This is a genomic window from Arthrobacter sp. B0316-1-20, from assembly GCF_059091865.1.
In genome coordinates this window covers 164,080-179,027 of the sequence record NZ_JBNHHC010000007.1, presented here as the reverse complement: position 1 = coordinate 179,027, position 14,948 = coordinate 164,080, and the positions used below count along the sequence as shown (strand labels likewise).

14 protein-coding genes are annotated in these 14,948 nt (G+C 66.3%); 8 read left to right on the top strand and 6 right to left on the bottom strand.

The features are described from left to right. Nucleotides 1-9 precede the first annotated feature (9 nt). Complete coding sequence (locus AC5RW2_RS13905) at nucleotides 10-555, bottom strand: dihydrofolate reductase family protein (RefSeq protein WP_493963219.1); 546 nt, start codon at nucleotides 553-555, stop codon at nucleotides 10-12. A gap of 188 nt (nucleotides 556-743) precedes the next feature. Here AC5RW2_RS13905 and AC5RW2_RS13900 point away from each other — a divergent pair, with 188 nt between their 5' ends. The 4 genes from AC5RW2_RS13900 to AC5RW2_RS13885 all read left to right on the top strand — a co-directional run bounded on the left by AC5RW2_RS13900 (nucleotide 744) and on the right by AC5RW2_RS13885 (nucleotide 4,914). Then, a complete protein-coding gene (locus AC5RW2_RS13900) occupies nucleotides 744-1,259 on the top strand; it encodes a DUF6328 family protein (protein WP_493963218.1) in 516 nt (171 codons plus the stop codon). A 58-nt stretch (nucleotides 1,260-1,317) separates the two neighbouring features. Beyond that, nucleotides 1,318-2,811: a peptide MFS transporter gene (locus tag AC5RW2_RS13895; protein ID WP_493963217.1), complete on the top strand. Its 1,494-nt coding sequence runs from the start codon at nucleotides 1,318-1,320 to the stop codon at nucleotides 2,809-2,811. Nucleotides 2,812-2,923: 112 nt separating this feature from the next. Next, a complete protein-coding gene (locus tag AC5RW2_RS13890; RefSeq protein WP_493963216.1) occupies nucleotides 2,924-4,429 on the top strand; it encodes an SDR family oxidoreductase in 1,506 nt (501 codons plus the stop codon). Nucleotides 4,430-4,440: 11 nt separating this feature from the next. Continuing rightward, complete coding sequence (locus AC5RW2_RS13885) at nucleotides 4,441-4,914, top strand: hypothetical protein (protein ID WP_493951009.1); 474 nt, start codon at nucleotides 4,441-4,443, stop codon at nucleotides 4,912-4,914. A 330-nt stretch (nucleotides 4,915-5,244) separates the two neighbouring features. Here the strand turns inward: AC5RW2_RS13885 and AC5RW2_RS13880 are convergent, their stop codons facing one another. Next, a complete protein-coding gene (locus AC5RW2_RS13880; protein WP_493963215.1) occupies nucleotides 5,245-6,072 on the bottom strand; it encodes a cache domain-containing protein in 828 nt (275 codons plus the stop codon). Then, nucleotides 6,069-6,857, bottom strand: a complete 789-nt coding sequence (locus AC5RW2_RS13875) for a winged helix-turn-helix domain-containing protein (protein ID WP_493951011.1) — start codon at nucleotides 6,855-6,857, stop codon at nucleotides 6,069-6,071. The genes AC5RW2_RS13880 and AC5RW2_RS13875 overlap by 4 nt, the downstream gene beginning before the upstream one ends. A 182-nt stretch (nucleotides 6,858-7,039) precedes the next feature. Between AC5RW2_RS13875 and AC5RW2_RS13870 the strand changes: the two genes are divergently transcribed. From AC5RW2_RS13870 to AC5RW2_RS13855, 4 genes are all read left to right on the top strand, one after another. Beyond that, entirely contained in the window at nucleotides 7,040-8,107 is a 1,068-nt protein-coding gene (locus AC5RW2_RS13870) for an ABC transporter ATP-binding protein (protein WP_493951012.1), read from the top strand. A 46-nt stretch (nucleotides 8,108-8,153) separates the two neighbouring features. After that, nucleotides 8,154-9,350: an extracellular solute-binding protein gene (locus tag AC5RW2_RS13865; protein ID WP_493951013.1), complete on the top strand. Its 1,197-nt coding sequence runs from the start codon at nucleotides 8,154-8,156 to the stop codon at nucleotides 9,348-9,350. Between the two features lie 143 nt (nucleotides 9,351-9,493). Continuing rightward, entirely contained in the window at nucleotides 9,494-10,474 is a 981-nt protein-coding gene (locus AC5RW2_RS13860; RefSeq protein ID WP_493963214.1) for an ABC transporter permease, read from the top strand. Nucleotides 10,475-10,484: 10 nt separating this feature from the next. Further along, complete coding sequence (locus tag AC5RW2_RS13855; RefSeq protein WP_493963213.1) at nucleotides 10,485-11,288, top strand: ABC transporter permease; 804 nt, start codon at nucleotides 10,485-10,487, stop codon at nucleotides 11,286-11,288. Nucleotides 11,289-11,362: 74 nt separating this feature from the next. Here AC5RW2_RS13855 and AC5RW2_RS13850 read toward each other — a convergent pair whose 3' ends face one another. The 3 genes from AC5RW2_RS13850 to AC5RW2_RS13840 form a co-directional block, all read right to left on the bottom strand. Beyond that, nucleotides 11,363-12,430 (bottom strand): enoyl-CoA hydratase/isomerase family protein, encoded by a 1,068-nt coding sequence (locus AC5RW2_RS13850; RefSeq protein WP_493963212.1) that lies wholly within the window; start codon nucleotides 12,428-12,430, stop codon nucleotides 11,363-11,365. A 108-nt stretch (nucleotides 12,431-12,538) separates the two neighbouring features. Continuing rightward, a complete protein-coding gene (locus AC5RW2_RS13845; RefSeq protein ID WP_493963211.1) occupies nucleotides 12,539-14,203 on the bottom strand; it encodes a DUF4389 domain-containing protein in 1,665 nt (554 codons plus the stop codon). A gap of 45 nt (nucleotides 14,204-14,248) precedes the next feature. Beyond that, the gene (locus tag AC5RW2_RS13840) at nucleotides 14,249-14,779 is read right to left on the bottom strand and encodes a flavodoxin family protein (RefSeq protein WP_493963210.1); all 531 of its coding nucleotides are present in this window, start codon (nucleotides 14,777-14,779) and stop codon (nucleotides 14,249-14,251) included. Nucleotides 14,780-14,948 lie beyond the last annotated feature (169 nt).

The window sequence follows — 14,948 nt, the reverse complement described above, 5'->3', positions numbered from 1 at the left end:
GGCGGGTTCTTAAGACGCCGGCCCCAGGACCTTGTAGATGGCGCAGATGAAGGACCTGTTGCGCGCCAGATCAGTGAGCTCAAGGTCAAATTTGCGCGGGAACAGCGGGCGTCCGGAGCCCACCGTAGCTGGCGCGATCGACAGGACCAACTCGTCCAGCAGCCCCGCTTCGGCAAACTGGGCGGCGAGGTCGCCACCGCCCACCACATAGATGTCCTTGCCGGCCGCCTCGGCCGCGAGCGCGGCATGGATCGGCTTGATGTCTCCCTGCGCAAAGCGGATGTCGGCGCCCTCGACGCCCGGCAATTGAACGTGCGAGAGGACCCAAGCGGGCATCTTGTATGGCCACGGCTCCTGCGATGCCAGCAGGTGTTCACGAATCCACTCATAGGTTGTTCGGCCCATCACCACCGCCCCGACTCCGGCGATGAAATTGTCGTAGCTGTTCGGGCCGCCGCCGTCGATGTCCTGCTTCATCAGCCAGTCCAGCGAGTCATTTTCATCCGCGAGGTACCCGTCCAGGGTGGTGGCGGTAAAGAAGACTGTGCGGGTCATGGGGTCCCTCCCGAATGGTGACGAGTCGAGCAGCTCCGGCAGCCGGCCCGCGGTCCTTGCCGGTCTGACAACAGTGTGCCGGAAGGGCGCTCCCATGCCCATGATCGGCGACCGATCGAGCATCGGGAGGGAGCCGCCGTCGTGCTTCTGCTGCGCGCGACGGCGGCCGGAGACGCTAAGTTTTAGATATGGCTACGGATGAACGCGTGAACGAAGACTCAAGGGGTCGCAACGAGACGTTCGAAGAGAAGTTGGACCGCAACTGGAACGAACTGCTGCAGGAACTGCGGGTCATGCAGACCGGCGCGCAGATCATCACGGCGTTCCTGATGACGCTTCCGTTCCAGAGCAGTTTCCAAGACCTGGCTCCGTATCAAGTGGGTCTGTACATCGGACTGCTGGTGCTGGCTGCGCTGATGACCGGACTGATCCTCACACCCGTGGCCATCCACCGGCGGCTGTTCGGACTTCATCTCAAGGACGCCACGGTGGCACAAGGGCACCGGATCGTGAAGATTGCAGTGATGGGCATTGGACTGCTGGCCACCGGCTGCGTGGCGTTCATTGTGGATGTGATCGCCGGGGATGCGCTTGCCTTGGCGATCGGCGGCGGGGTACTGCTGGTCATGGTCTTCCTGCTGTGGATCCTGCCGCGCATGGTGCAGCACGGGCTACGCGGCGGCGGAGCCGGCACCGAAGACTAACCTCAGGCGGCTGAGCTGAACCCGTGACAGGCTTCCGCCCGAGTGGAAGCATGGCCGCATGAGCATTCCATCAGAACCGGCCCCTCCGGCCGGAGCCCGCGCTGATGAGCGTGGGCCGGGCGGCAAGACGTTCTTCGGCCAGCCGCGGATGCTGGCCAACCTGTTCAGCGTGGAACTGTGGGAGCGCTTCTCCTTCTACGGCATGCAGGTGGTGGTGCTGCTCTACATGTACTTCGAGGTGGCCGACGGCGGGCTGGGCATCGACGAGGCCACCGCTACCGGCATCATCGGTGCCTACGGCGGCACGGTGTACCTGTCCACGATCGCCGGCGCCTGGGTAGCGGACCGGCTGCTGGGCTCCGAACGGACACTGTTCTACAGCGCCATCATGATCATGCTGGGGCATATCTCGCTGGCGCTGATTCCGGGGATCCCGGGGCTGGCGGTCGGCCTGATCCTGGTGGCCTTCGGGTCCGGCGGGCTGAAGGCCAACGCCACCTCCCTGGTGGGCTCGCTGTACGCGCTCGACGACGACCGCCGGGACGCGGGCTTCTCCATCTTCTACATGGGCGTGAACATCGGCGCGCTGTTCGGGCCGCTGCTGACCGGCCTGACCCGGGACACACTGGGCTTCCACTACGCGTTCGGGCTGGCCGCGATCGGTATGGCGATCGGGCTCACCCAGTATGCGCTGACCCGCAAGAACCTGCCGGAGGAATCGCACCAAATCGCCGACCCGCTGCCCCGGAGCAAGGTGCCGGTGGTGGCCGGCACCGTCGCGGTGGTGGTGGTCCTGATTGTGGTGGCGGTGCTGACCGGAGTGGTGAACGCCGGAAACCTGGCCACGGTGGTGGCGTTGATAGCGGTGGCCGCGGCGATTTCCTACTTTGTGGTGATCCTGTCCAGCAAGCACATCAGTGAAACAGAACGACGGCGGGTGCTTTCCTTCATCCCGATGTTCATCGCCAGCGCGGCGTTCTTCTCAATGTTCCAGCAGCAGTTCACCGTCGTCACGCTGTACTCCGACCAGCGGCTGGACCGCACCATTTTCGCCTGGGAGATGCCGATCGAATGGGTGCAGTCGATCAACCCGGTCTTCATCATCCTGCTGGCCCCGATCTTCGCCGCGGTGTGGACACGGCTGGGTCCGCGGCAGCCGATCACCCCGGTGAAGTTCGCCGTCGGGCTGGCGATCATAGGGCTGGCCATCCTGGCCTTCATCCCGCTGGCCGGCGGCGGCCCGAACACCACTCCGCTGCTGGCCATGGTGGGGATCTTGCTGCTGTTCACGCTCGCCGAGCTTTTCATCTCCCCGGTGGGGCTGTCGCTGTCCACCAAGCTGGCGCCGCACATTTTCCGCACCCAGATGGTGGCGCTGAACTACCTTTCGGTGTCGCTGGGCACGGCGCTGTCCGGCGTGCTGGCCGGCTTCTACAACCCGGAGAACGAAGTCCCGTACTTCGGCGCGATCGGCCTGGTGGCAATGGTGCTGGCCGTGGCGCTGTTCCTGGCCGCGAAGCCGATCAAGAACCTGATGAGCGGGGTGCACTGATCGTGGCGAGTTCCGTCCGTGACCGTCCACGCGTTGGCTGTGCTGACAGCGTGACGGCACGCGGGGCGGCGCCCCGTGTGCATGGTGGCGACGTAGCGACCGTGGTTGTTCCGTGGTGACGCCGCAGCGGGTGCTGGTCACCGGCGCCACCGGCTACATTGGCGGCCGGCTGGTTCCGCGGCTGCTGGCGCGCGGGTATGAGGTCCGCGTGCTGGTCCGCTCCCCCGGCAAGCTGGCGGCGGTGCCGTGGCATGACGACGTGGACATTGTGGCCGGGGACCTGGCCGATGAGGACGATGCACGGCGGGCCTGCGCGGATGTTCAGACGGTGTTCTACCTGGTGCATTCGATGGCCTCCGGGACCGACTTCGAGGAACGCGAACTGGCGATGGCGCGCACTGTCGCTAGCGCCGCCGCAGCTGCCGGAGTAGGTCGGATCGTCTATCTGGGCGGCCTGCATCCCGAGAACGTCGAACTCTCCCGCCACATGCGCTCGCGCGCCGCCGTCGGCCGCGCGCTGCTGGAAGGCAAGGTGCCCGCGGCAGTCTTCCAAGCCGGCGTCGTGATTGGCTCCGGTTCCGCGTCCTTTGAGATGATCCGGCATCTGTCCGAAAACCTGCCTGTTATGCCGGCGCCCAGCTGGGTGCGGCGGACGGTGGAGCCGATAGCCATCCGCGATGTGCTGCACTATCTGGAACGCGCGCCGGAGCTCCCGGCCGGGCTGAACCGCACGTTCGACCTCGGCTCGCGGGAGCGGTTGACCTACGCGGGACTGATGTACGGATATGCGCGCGAAGCCGGGCTGGCGCGGCGGCTGATTTATGCCCTGCCGATCCCCGCTCCCACGCTCGCTGGCTGGTGGGTGGCGCTGACCACGCCGATCCCGCACGCCATGGCAGTGCCCCTGGTGCAGTCGCTGCAGCACGATGCGGTGTCCGCCGAACACGACATCGACCGGCACATCCCGCCGCCCGAGGGTGGACTGACGGGATACCGCCGGGCGGTGAAACTGGCGCTGGGGAAGCTGGCAAGCGGCGAAGTGGAAACCAGCTGGACCAACGCGTCGAACGCCCCGCCTTCGGACCCACTGCCCAGCGACCCTAACTGGGCCGGACGGACCGTGTTCGTGGACAACCGGGAACGTGGATCCGAGATTCCCGCCGAGGACGTCTGGCGTGTGATCCAAGGGATCGGCGGAACAAACGGCTGGTATTCCTGGCCCGCCGCGTGGGCGATCCGCGGCGTGCTGGACAAGCTGGTGGGCGGCGCCGGACTCACCCGCGGCCGCCGGCATGCCGGCCGGCTCGGCGTCGGCGACGCAGTGGACTGGTGGCGGGTGGAAGCCATCGAGGAGGGACCCGAGCGCCGGCTGCTGCGGCTGCACGCGGAAATGAAGGTGCCCGGACAGGCCTGGTTGGAACTCTCGGTGGCCCCCAACGACGGCGGCAGCGTGTACCGCCAGCGCGCCATCTATTTCCCCAGCGGACTCTCCGGCAAGCTCTACTGGTGGCTGGTCCTGCCGTTCCACGGCCTGATCTTCCCGTCCATGGCACGGAACATCATCAACCGGGCCGCCGGGCTTAGGTCGACTGATGACGCCGCGGCCAACATCCGCTAGATTGACGGACCATGAACGACCGGACCATGAACCCCGACGACGGACCGTTCGAACGCTACCGGCGCCCCGATGGGCTCGACGACGCCTCGGTGGAGGCTTTGGGCAAGCTCTCCGAGGCGCTGGAAGTGATCGAACACGCCCGCGGGAGCCTCTACGCGTTCCACCGGCTCACCGGCGAGGCCGACTTTGCCCTGGGCGACGCCGTGGAGTTGCTGCGCAAGGCCGGACAGCACGAATTGGCTGAGCGGATCAACGAGGAGATGGTGGGCCGAAACGTCATTGAGGGGCGCTGGACCTTCCAAATAGTCGACGAGTACGACGAGACCTATTACGGACCCTTCAAGGAGCTGGAACGGCAGGCTCGCGAGAAGCTGGCCGACGGCCGCAAGCACCTGTTCGAAGCCGAGATGAAAGAGGACCGGCGCACCCACGGGTTGAAGAACCATGAGGCAACAGCTCCCAGCCTGCGCGACCTCGACACCTGACCGGCGGCCGCAGCCTGTGGCCTGGACAAGGCGCCACCCGTAGTGGCGTGTACAGTGGGCGCCACATTGGCTGAAGAAGGGCCAGCATTCCTCATGCTTGCGTGGAGTGACGCCTGCAGCTCCGCACCCTCACGCGGATAAGCGCCAGTTTTGCTTTACCATCCGCAACCCAGTGTGGCGCATCCTGTACGCATGTCTGCCCAAACCTGCCTTCGGAACGGCTTTCGGGATGAGGCCTGAGAGGATACGGGTTAAGCGAGAGGGGTAGACGAGTGAGGCCAGCGGGGCAGCCGGGCCGGGCTCTACGGGCTAGGACCGGGGCTGCACGGGCTAGCCCTCCGGGTACACAACCGCCAGTGGCAGCTGGCCGCAGCCCAGCACGGCGAGCTTGAGTCCGGTGTACCGGTCGCCGCGGGGCAGAACTGTCCGAGGCGGCGCGGTGCGAGGAGGGACTGCCCCGCCGCCAGCGGACGTTCCCACTGAGCCAACGCTCGCCTGCTCGTCCGGCACGGGCTGCACGGCCCCCGGCGCCAGCAGCGTTCCGGCCGCCAGTTGTGCGTCGGCGGAGACCACCACGCGGCCAGCATGGTTGACCAGGGCTGCGGCGGGGTGCACTTTCTTCAGCGCCGGCAGCAGCAGCGGTTCCAGTGATTCGACAAAGACGTCCGCGCCAGCCACGCCGACTTTTCGTCCGCCGGCTGCCACCGGCACAGTCATGGTCACCGTGTATTCGTCGGTGCAGAGGAAGTCCACGTAGGGTCCGGTCACGTGCGGCAGGCCGGTCTCCATTGGCTTGGTGAACCACTCCCGCCGCATGTAGGCGTCCGACGCCGAGGCGAGTGCCGGCAGCACCAGTCGCTCCATGGTTTCTCCCTGCCACCACGCCATGTGCCAAGCCGCGTCGGCCACCACCTGGTCGGCGGCTACAAAGCCGGCGCCCACCACGGGCCACTCTCCGCGCTGCACCAGCGCTGCGGCCAGCGGCTGCATGGTGGTGGTGACCCGCTTGCCGCCCGGTGGCCTCTGCGGATCGGCAAAGAGGTCTGCCAAGACCGGCACCCAGCCGGCCACCTCGGCCAAAATCTCTTCGAAGAATCCGGTGACCTCGGCGAGCGGCTCCGCGTGACGTTCTGCAGCCAGTTCGGCCAGTGAGCTCATCCCGTTCTCCTTTGAGCGGTAGCGGACGTGGGTTGGTGGGCAGGCCGGTCGGTCAGCCTGGCATGTTCATCGATCAGTGCAGCGAGGCCGGTTTGGATCTGCGCCGTCACTGTTTCGCGGGCGGCCGCGGCATCAGCTGCGGCGACCGCGTCGGCGATGCGCTCGCAGAACGTCACCATCATGGCGTCGAACTCGACGTCCTCATGCAGCAGCGACATCAGCGAACCAAAGTCTTTGTAAAGCCGGACGAACTCACGGGTCAGCCGTGCCGACTGACTCAAAGCCGCCAGCTCCAAAAGGAATTCGCCGACCACGGCACCGCCCAGTCCCGACGGGTGGGAACCGTGCAGGATCCGTCGCAGCGCCTCGGCGTCGTCGGGGTCGGCAAATTCCGCTGCCAGTTCGGCAGCAGTGGCGGCAATGGCGCGGTAGTGGATGGCCAAATCGCGCAGTTCCACCCGGCTCATGCGGCCCAGCCGGCCGCGGACCAGCTCCGCACGGCGGCCGGTGGGGACGGTGATGAAGGTTCCGCCCTCGCGGCCCCGTCGAGTGGCCACCAGGCCCCGGGAGCGCAGCCCCACCAGTGCTTCCCGGGCCGTCACGGTTGCCACACCCATTGACGAAGCCAGTTCGGCCTCACTGGGCAGTCGGTCGCCGTCGGCCAACACGCCGGCGGCAATCCCCTCCACGATCCTGTCCTCGACGCGCTGCGCTTTGCCGCCCTCGCCCAACGGGGCGAAGACCGCAGCGAGCAGGCGCTGGCGTGGTGGGGAGTCCTTGGGCATGCGGTAAATCCTTCCAGACGGACCGGCCGCTCATCGGTCTAACGCGGCGAGCCCTGCCGCTCCGAAGGGTCCGTAACAGAAATCTACACGATGTGACCGGCTTTACATTTAACATCTGCTTTCATATGTTAACGCAAGACAATGTAACCGGCACCACATCAGCCCCTTGAAAGGATCCAGCCGTGCAAGCCACAGCCACCTCCGCCACCACTGCCCCGGTCGGCTCGGCGGACACCGCTATCCCGGCCATCTCGCTGCGGCGGGTCGTAAAGAGCTTCGGCGACTTCACCGCCGTTCAGGGACTCGACCTGGACATTCAGCAAGGCGAATTCTTCTCGCTGCTAGGCCCCTCAGGGTCCGGCAAGACCACAGTGCTAAGGATGATCGCCGGCTTCGAGCTGCCCAGCTCCGGCCGGATCGATCTGGCCGGCCGCGAGGTCACGCGCAAGGCGCCCTTCGAACGCGACGTCAACACGGTGTTCCAGGACTACGCGCTCTTTCCGCACCTCAGCGTGGCACAGAACGTGGAATACGGGCTCAAGCTGCGCAAAACGCCGCGGACCGAGCGCCGCAAGCTGGTGGCCGAGGCGCTGGAGATGATCCGCCTGCCACAGGTGGCCGACCGGCTTCCCTCGCAGCTCTCGGGCGGCCAGCGTCAGCGCGTTGCGCTGGCCCGTGCCTTGGTCCTGCGCCCGCAGGTACTGCTGCTGGACGAACCGCTCGGTGCCCTGGACAAGCAGCTCCGCGAACAGATGCAGGTGGAGCTTAAACAGATCCAGCGCACCGTGGGCATCACGTTCGTCTTCGTCACCCACGACCAGGAAGAGGCGCTCACGCTCTCGGACCGGGTGGCCGTGTTCAACGACGGCGTGGTGGAGCAGGTTGGCACGCCGGAGGATCTGTACGAACGCCCCGGCAGCCGGTTTGTTGCGTCCTTCCTGGGCAACACCAATCTGGTGGAGGGCGCGCTCGCCAAGCAGCTCACCGGGTCCGAGGCACTGCTGAGCATTCGGCCGGAACGGATCCACATCCGCCAGCTGGACGAGACTGTGGATGCCGACGGCCTCTCCACCGTGGAAGCGGAAATCGAGGAGATCATCTACACCGGTCCCGCCACCCGGTACGTGGCGCGCACCGCCGGCGGGCAGAGCCTGATTGTCCAGGAGCAGAACGATTCCCGCGCCTCCGGCGCGCAGCGCGGCGACCGGGTCCGGCTCCAGTGGTCCACCCGCTTCAACTACACCGTCTAGACCTGCACCACTCGCACCAACTACGCACCTGAAGGAAAGGCACCCCATGAAGATCACCAAGGCACTGCCGCTCGCGGCACTCGCCTCGCTCTCGCTGGTCCTGGCCGGCTGCGGCGGCTCCGCTCCCGCTTCGTCCGCCGGAGGGATTGAGGTTCCGGACATCCCCGCGGCCACCGAAGTGGGCGAGTCGGAAGGCGAAGTCAACATCATCGCCTGGGCCGGCTTCGTCGAAGACGGCTCCACCAACCCCGACGCCGACTGGGTCACCGAGTTCGAGAAAGAAACCCAGTGCAAGGTCAACCGCAAGGTCGGCGCCACCAGCGACGAGATGGTCCAGCTGATGCGCACCGGTGAATACGACCTGGTCTCCGCCTCCGGCGACGCCTCGCTGCGCCTGATTGCCGGCGGCGACGTGGCCCCGATCAACACGGACCTGATCCCGAACTTCGGCCACATTGTGGACGGCCTGAAGGGCCAGATCTACGACACGCTGAACGGCAAGAGCTACGGCGTCCCGATCGGCCGCGGCGCCAACGTCCTGATGTACAACACCGAAGACGTGCCGGAGGCACCGGACTCGTGGGAAGCCACCTGGGACCCGAACAGCGAGTACGCCGGCAAGATCATGGCCTACGATTCGCCGATCTTCATTGCCGACGCCGCGGTGTACCTAATGGCCACGCAGCCGGACCTCGGCATCACCAACCCGTACGCGCTGGACCAGGACCAGCTGGCCGCCGCGGTCGAGCTGCTCAAGTCGCAGAACAAGATTGCCGGCGAGTACTGGAACGACGCGCTGAAGGCGGTCTCCTCGATCTCCTCCGGCACCGCCTCGCTGGGCACCGGCTGGCAGGTCATCGTCAACATTGCCCAGGCCGACGGCGGCAAGGTCGAATCCGTGCTGCCGAAGGAAGGCGCCACCGGCTGGTCCGACACCTGGATGCTCTCCGCGAAGTCCAAGAACCCCAACTGCGCCTACCAGTGGATGGACTGGGCGTCCTCCGCCGAAGTGAACGCCAAGATCGCGCAGAACTTCGGCATGGCTCCGGCCAACGCACTGGCGTGCGAAGGCTCCAAGAAGAACGAGGAGCACTGCGCCACGTACCACGCCACGGACGAGGACTACTACAAGCAGGTGTGGATGTGGACCACGCCGGTAGAGCAGTGCATTGACGGCCGCACCGACGTCACCTGCACCAACTACCAGGAGTGGACCAAGGCCTGGACCGAGGTCAAGGGCTAGTCCTCCCCCAGCAGCCCACGCAGCGGCAGGGGCACGGCGCGCGGTGAGCACCGCCGTCGTACCCCTGCCTTGGAGGCTCTCTCCCAGCACGACGGCGGCGCCCGCCGGCCGTACGAACCGCACCTTGATCAACACCGCACCTGATGAACACCGCACCTGAAGGAGGAACGGCGGCCAGCCCGCCGGAAACCGCCATGGCAGCACCCACGATCGAACCGGAGGCCGAAGCCGGCAGCGTCCCCGCGCCCGGCAGCACGGGCAGCGGAATGGGCGACAGGCTCTCCCGGCTGCTCTATGCGCGGCCCAAACTGCGGCTGACCGCACTCCTCACCCTGCCGCTGGCCTGGCTCGGCGTGCTGTACATCGGATCCCTGATCCTGCTGTTCATCACCGCATTCTGGACCACGGACACCTTCACCTCGAAGGTGATCCCTGGGTTCACGCTGGAAAACTTCATTGAGATCCTCACCGTGAAGGCCTACCAGCTGACCGCGTTGCGGACCATCGGCATCGCGCTGGCCGTGACCGTGCTGTGCGCGGTGCTGGCGCTGCCGTTGGGTTTCTACATGGCCAAAGTGGCCTCGCCGCGGATGCGGGCCGTGCTGGCCATCGGCATCACACTGCCTCTGTGGGCCGGGTACCTGGTGAAGGTTTTCTCCTGGCGCATCACGTTTATGAGCGGCGGCCCGCTGGACTGGTTGCTGGCGCCGCTGGGCATGACCGGGCCGGGCTATGGCACCACGGCGCTAGTGATCACGCTCGCCTACCTGTGGTTCCCCTATATGGCCGTCCCGGTGTACTCGGCCTTCCGCCAGATTCCGGACAACCTGTTCGACGCTTCCTCCGACTTGGGTGCCAAGGCTTGGTCCACGGTACGTACGGTGGCCATCCCGCTGTTGAAGCCGGCGTTCATTGCCGGGTCCATCTTCACGTTTTCACTGAGCCTGGGCGACTACATTGCCGCGCAGTTCGTGGGCGGCAAGACGCAGGTGATCGGCACGGTGATCGCCTCCAACATCAACCTCAATCCGCCGCTGGCTGCCGCGTTCGGCACCGTGCCCATTGTGGTGGTTGTCCTGTATCTCTTCCTGGCCCGTAAGTCCGGCGCCCTCAAGCAGCTTTAGGAACAGACCAATGAGACTCTCCTCCTCCGCCAAGGTCGCCCTGCGTCTTTTCGCCGGCCTGGTGATGGCCGCCATCTACCTGCCGTTGCTGCTGGTGATCCTCAATTCCTTCAACGCCACCACTTCAGGCGCCTTCCCGATCACGGAGTTCACCACCGGCTGGTGGGAGGCTGCCTTCCACAACGAGGGCGTGCGCGAGGCGCTCTGGACCTCCCTGCGGGTTGCCGCGGTCGCCACCGTGATCGCCCTACTGCTGGGCAGCATGATCGCGTTTGCGCTCTCCCGCTACGACTTCTTCGGGAAAAACACCGTCAACCTGCTGGTGGTGCTGCCCATCGCCCTGCCCGGCATCGTCACCGGCGTCGCCCTGAACAACACCTTCAAGACCGTGTTGGAGCCGCTGGGCATCGGGCTGGGCCTGTTCTCGGTGATCGTGGGGCATGCGACGTTCTGCATCGTGATGGTGTTCAACAACGTCCAGGCCCGGCTGGGCCGGATGAACAAGGGCCTGGAAGAGGCGGCCATGGATATGGGCGCCAACGTGGTCAAGACCTTCTTCCACGTCACGTTCCCGGGTTTCCGCTCGGCGTTCGTGGCCGGCGGCCTGCTCGCCTTTGCGCTGAGTTTCGACGAGATTGTGGTGACCACGTTTACCGCCCCGCCCGGCACCGAGACGCTGCCGATCTGGATCTTCAACAACATGGCCCGGCCCAACCAGGCGCCGGTGGTCAACGTGATCGCAGCCGTGCTGATCATCGTGTCGATGATTCCGGTCTACCTGAGCCAGCGGATGACTGGCGACGACAAGAAGTAGGAACGGATGCGGCCCGCCCTTGCGGGCCCTCGCGGCGCGGGTTCCCGACGACGGGGGGCCCGCGCCGTCGTCATTCAGCTTCCGGCGGCCGATTCTGCTTCTACTGATCCGGCCATGCCCAGTTCGTCCTCGCCGAGATCGGCGAAGTAGGCCTCGACCGTGGCCCGGTCCACCTCGGCCAGCGTGGCCGGATTCCACCGAGGGTTGCGGTCCTTGTCGATGACTTGGGCGCGCACGCCTTCGGCGAAGTCCGGGGCAGCGACCAGTCGAACGCCCAGCCGGTAGTCCTGGTCCAGCACTTCCTCGAGCGTCTCCATCTTGCCGGCACGGCGCAGCGCTTCAAGGGTGAGCTTCACCGCCGTGGGCGACTTTGCCGCAATTTCCTCGGCGGCGACCTGCGCGGCCGGCTCCGCAGAGTTCTGCAGGGCGGCGAGGATGTGCTCCACGTCGTCGTGCGCGTAACACTCGTCGATCCAGGGGCGCTGCTTGGCCAGCTCCGACGCCGGGACGTCCGTGTGGGAGAAAGCCGCCAGGACTTCCTTGGCCGGGGCGTCGGCGAGCGCGGCGGCCAAGGCCGGGAGTTCGGCGCTGTCCACGAAGTAGTCGGCCAAACCCAGGGCGATGGCATCGGCCCCGGTGCCGGTTCCGGCGGTAAGTGCCAAGTGGGTTCCCAGCTCCCCCGGTGCCTTGGAGTACAAGAAGCAGCCCCCGACGTCGGGAATGAAGCCGATGCGGGTCTCCGGCATACCCACCTTGGTCCGCTCCGTCACCACCCGGTGCGAGGCGTGCGCAGAGATGCCGATGCCACCGCCGAGCACCACACCGTCCATGAACGCGACAATCGGCTTGGGGTACCGGGAGATCATCGAGTTCATCCGGTACTCGTCTTCCCAAAAGATCTCGTCGCCGCCATCCTTCATATGCCGGTAGATGGCCACGATGTCCCCGCCGGCGCACAGCCCCCGCTCGCCGGCGCCGGAGATCAGGACGGTTTCCACGGCGTCGTCCTCCGCCCACTCCCGCAGCGCTGCAGTGACCGCGGTGATCATGGAGTCGTTTAGGGCATTAATGGCCTTCGGGCGGTTCAGGACAATGTGCCCTAGACGGCCGGTACGCTGCAACAAAATCTCTTGAGTACTCATCGCAGCACAGCCTACCGCGGCATGCCTGCGCTTGGCAGGGCGCCGTTAGGCCGAATCGCTGGTCGACTGAAGGAACGACGGCGTCCCACCCCACACAGCGTAAGCGGCTCAGGTGCCGGGCGGGCGATTCCCCTGCTCCGGGTTCCAGCTACCTGGCGGGGCGGACCCTGGCCAAGGGGCTGTTCCCGGCGCAGCCCCCGGTGTTCCCGGCTCGGTGGTCCAGTTTCCCGTCGCCGTTCCCGGTCCTCCGGGCATCCCCGGCCCCGCGGGCGGCGCTGAGGCCGGGGGTTCGTCGGCGCCCTGGTCGAGGCGGAAAGGCGGATACTCGTCGCGCATCAGCAGCACGTACGCTGCGACCCGGTACCACCAGCGGTTGAGCCCCATGATGAAGGCAAACAATTCGTAGCGGTAGCGGGCGGTGAACAGCAGGATCACGGCAGTGATCAGGATGAGCACGCCCAGCAGGGACAGGCCCCAGGAGGACACGGATACGTCGTCGCCCCAACTGCGGCTCCAGAGGAGTCCGCTGCCGCTGGTGAAGATGCCCAGGATCAGCAGGTGCGGGATTGCCAGCAGCCACCATTTCACCAGCACGAGACCGTGCGAGAGACGCTGCGGATAGGCGACGTCCAAATCGGCGGGATAATCGGCGCTTGCCAGAGTGAACGGCGGATACCGGTCGGTGCCCAGCGCCGAGTATCCATAGAAGCCAACCCGCCAAGACCAGCGCAGCACGCCGACGTTGAAGACGAACCAGGACCGCGGGTAGCGGCCGGTGAACAGGATGACGATTCCGGCCGCGATGGTACTGATGACCAGCGCGAACCACAGCAGCGCCAGAACAATGTAGTGCGGGATCGCCAGCAACCATTTGACCAGCCACAACCCCCGCGAGAGCCGGCCGTCCAGGTAACCCGCCAGTCGGACGGGGTACACCCCGGTCGGTGTCCTCTCCGCTCCTGCGTTTGAGGCCAGGGCCGCTCCCGGACCGTCGCCGGGGCGGGAACGGCCGGGGTCGATGTTCCGGCCCAGCCCGGCGGAACCGAGCAAGAGCAAGGGAATTCCGATGACCAGCGCGATGATGCCGGGGATCAGCAAACCGCCCCCGATCGGCCCCAGCAAGTCGGAGCGGGCCCCGGCCTGCAGGTCCACCCAGACCGGCCGGCTGACATCGGCGTTCATCACCACCAAGGACCATTGTCCGGGTTGCACCTGCCAGGAGATCGTTTGAGAACCGGAGCCGGTGGCGGATTCGGTCCAGAAGTCCTGCTCCGCAGGTGCGGCGGGGGCGCGGTTGCCGGGCGTCGTCCGGTCGCGGTTGTCCCGCCATGACATCTGCCCTTCCGCGGTTTGGGGCCAAGAGGCACCGGTGGTGAGCGGAGTAACAGGCACGTCCCGCAGATAAGTCTGGACGTCGGAGGCCTTGGCGATGCCCACGAAGACTTCCTGGTCCGGGACCACGGCCTCGGCGCGCACCTGCACACTGGCCAGGTCACCGACCGGTGGCATCCCCTCGGACCAGGGGTCGACCACCACGGACGGACTGGTCAGGGCGTAGCCGGTGCTCTGGTAGTGCTTGGTGCCGCCGGTCAGGTAGCCGCCGTTGCTTTGCGCGGCCGAGGCGCCCAACACGATCGATGCGGCGATGATCATCCCTATCCCGAGCGTGCTCAGCAGCACGCCAAGGATCAGCAGGACCCAGTTGCCGGGCTTCATACGGGCCGGCGGCGGGCCGGGAGGGGGTGCGTACGATGGGGCTGGTTGGGCGGTCATGGCGATCCTTTCGCACCGCGCCAACACCGTGGTCGGCGCAGCCGCCTAGGGCTGGATGGATAGAATCCTGGCGGCCAGATCAACTCCCCACTGACGCGCCCGGGCCTCCTCCTCCGGCATCAATTGGTTGGTAGAGGTGACCAGAAAGCTCTCCGGCTCGGCCAACAGCTCGAATCCGTGCCGGCGCAGGGCCTTGGCAATCGTGTGGCTGGCCCGGCCGGTGAACAGCGCGGGAGCTTTGACGCGAGTGTCGAACGCAGCGGCCCGTCCGGTGCTCTTTCCCAGCGACGCTAACCAGTCCCGCACGGCCGGTCCCTGGGCCGCGGGGTCCATCTCCAGCTCATTCTTCGGGGCTTCCTTCGCCGCTGCCTTGCGGGTGGAGTCCCGGCTGAGTCCGTGCACGTGGGTGGGCGCACCCACTACCAGGACGTCGTCGGGACGGATCCCCCGATCACGTGCAGCTTCGACGGAGAAAACTTCTGCTGGGCAGTGCGCTTCGGTCAGGCCGCGGCCGATGGCTCTCGCGATCTGGTGGGTATTGCCGTACATGGATTCGTAAACCACGGCTACTGCCATGCTGTGCTCCTTCTGCAACGTCCTTTAGGTCTTAGCGGACGTCTGGAGCCGGCCGCGCGAACGTCGTGGGCGATCTCCCGTGCCCACTCTGCGATTCCCCGGTAAAACCGTGGGCGCTGGCATGACCGATCAAGACCCGCACTGCGGCACCACCCCCCTTGGTGTGCTT